Raw genomic sequence first — 2,136 nt, 5'->3', positions numbered from 1 at the left:
CACGCCCCATCACTCGATCAGCCGCTCCAGTGCCGCAGCGGCAGGCATTCTGTACGAGGAGAGCCGCACCGCCATGTCCGAGAACTTCGCATACCCCGTCGGACTGCGCCTCACGGGGCGGCGCGTCGTCGTCCTCGGAGCGGGCCAGGTCGCCCAGCGTCGGCTGCCCGCGCTGATCGCCGCGGGCGCGGACATCCTGCTGATCTCGCCCTCCGCGACGCCCTCCGTCGAGGCCATGGCCGAGGCGGGGGAGGTGCGCTGGGAGCGCCGCCGCTACAGGGACGGCGACTTCGAGGGCGCCTGGTACGCGCTGATCACCACCGACGACCCGGCCGCCAACGCCGCCGCCTCCGCCGAGGCCGAGGCGCGCCGGGTGTGGTGCGTACGCAGCGACGACGCCGAGGCCGCCTCCGCCTGGACCCCGGCCACCGGGCGCAGCGAGGGCGTCACCGTCGCCGTGCTCACCGGGCAGGACCCGCGCCGCTCCGCCGCCGTGCGCGACGCCGTGGTCGAGGGCCTGCGCGACGGCACCCTCGCCGCGCCCCGCCACCGCACCCGCGGCCCGCACGTCGCCCTGGTGGGCGGCGGCCCCGGCGATCCGGACCTGATCACCGTCCGCGGCCGCCGACTGCTCGCCGAGGCCGACGTTGTGGTCGCCGACCGGCTCGGCCCCCGCGACCTCCTCGACGAACTCCCCCCGCACGTCGAGGTCATCGACGCCGCGAAGATCCCGTACGGCCGCTTCATGGCCCAGGAGGCGATCAACAACGCGCTGATCGAGCACGCCAAGGCGGGCAAGTCGGTCGTCCGGCTCAAGGGCGGCGACCCGTTCGTCTTCGGCCGCGGCATGGAGGAGGCCGAGGCGCTCGCCGAGGCCGGTATCCCCTGCACCGTCGTCCCCGGCATCTCCAGCTCCATCAGCGTCCCCGCCAGCGCCGGGATCCCGGTCACCCACCGCGGGGTCGCCCATGAGTTCACCGTGGTCAGCGGCCATGTCGCCCCCGACGACCCGCGCTCCCTCGTCGACTGGTCCGCGCTCGCCAGCCTGCGCGGCACGCTCGTCCTCCTGATGGCCGTCGAGAAGATCGGCGCCATCGCCGCCGCCCTCATCCAGCACGGCCGGAGCGCGGACACCCCCGTCGCCGTCATCCAGGAGGGCACCACCGCAGCCCAGCGCCGCGTGGACGCCACCCTCGCCACCGTGGGGGACACGGTCACCGCCGAGGGCGTCCGCCCGCCCGCGGTCATCGTCATCGGCGAGGTGGTCGCCGTCGGCTCCCGTCGGGCGTAACCACCGGTAACTTCCTCACGTCGCCGCATTGGCACGGCATCCAGGACAAGGCAGTATCACTCAAGTGGCTGATCTCATCACCGTCGATGATCCCGACGACCCGCGGCTGCGCGACTACACGGGTCTGACCGATGTGGAGCTACGGCGCAAGCGCGAGCCCGCCGAAGGTTTGTTCATCGCCGAGGGCGAGAAGGTGATCCGGCGGGCCCGCCTCGCCGGTTACGAGATGCGCTCGATGCTGCTGTCGTCCAAGTGGGTCGACGTCATGCGCGACGTCATCGAGGACGTCCCCGCGCCCGTCTACGCCGCCAGCCCCGAACTGGCCGAACGCGTGACGGGCTACCACGTCCACCGCGGCGCCCTCGCCTCCATGCAGCGCAAACCGCTGCCCGTAGCCGAGGAACTCCTGGCCGGTGCCCGGCGCGTCGTGATCATGGAGTCCGTCAACGACCACACCAACATCGGCGCCATCTTCCGCAGCGCCGCCGCGCTCGGCATGGACGCCGTCCTCCTCTCCCCGGACTGCGCCGACCCCCTCTACCGCCGTTCCGTCAAGGTCTCCATGGGCGCCGTCTTCTCCGTCCCGTACGCCCGCCTGGAGACCTGGCCGCGCGGTCTCGAAGCGGTCCGGCACGCGGGCTTCAAGATCCTCGCCCTCACCCCCGACGAAAAGGCCACGTCCCTCGACGACGCCGCCCCCCACCGCCTCGACCGCGTCGCCCTGATGCTGGGCGCCGAGGGTGACGGCCTCTCCACCAAGGCCCTGATGTCCGCGGACGAATGGGTCCGCATCCCCATGGCCCACGGCGTCGACTCCCTCAACGTGGCGCGGCGGCGGCGGTGGC

At 73.0% G+C, this 2,136-nt stretch carries 2 protein-coding genes; both read left to right on the top strand.

Annotated features, from left to right (window positions below; all coding sequences use genetic code 11):
- Positions 1-73: 73 nt before the first annotated feature.
- Complete coding sequence (cobA, locus tag SSOG_RS08175) at positions 74-1,291, top strand: uroporphyrinogen-III C-methyltransferase (RefSeq protein WP_039936899.1); 1,218 nt, start codon at positions 74-76, stop codon at positions 1,289-1,291.
- 64 nt (positions 1,292-1,355) lie between these two features.
- The coding region (locus tag SSOG_RS08170; RefSeq protein ID WP_106516369.1) for a TrmH family RNA methyltransferase at positions 1,356-2,136 on the top strand (781 nt) is incomplete at its 3' end.

The organism is Streptomyces himastatinicus ATCC 53653 (genome assembly GCF_000158915.1).
In the GTDB taxonomy this organism is placed as follows: Bacteria; Actinomycetota; Actinomycetes; order Streptomycetales; family Streptomycetaceae; genus Streptomyces; species Streptomyces himastatinicus.
Note: the sequence above shows the minus strand (reverse complement) of the source record. Positions and strands in the feature narration are given on the sequence as shown.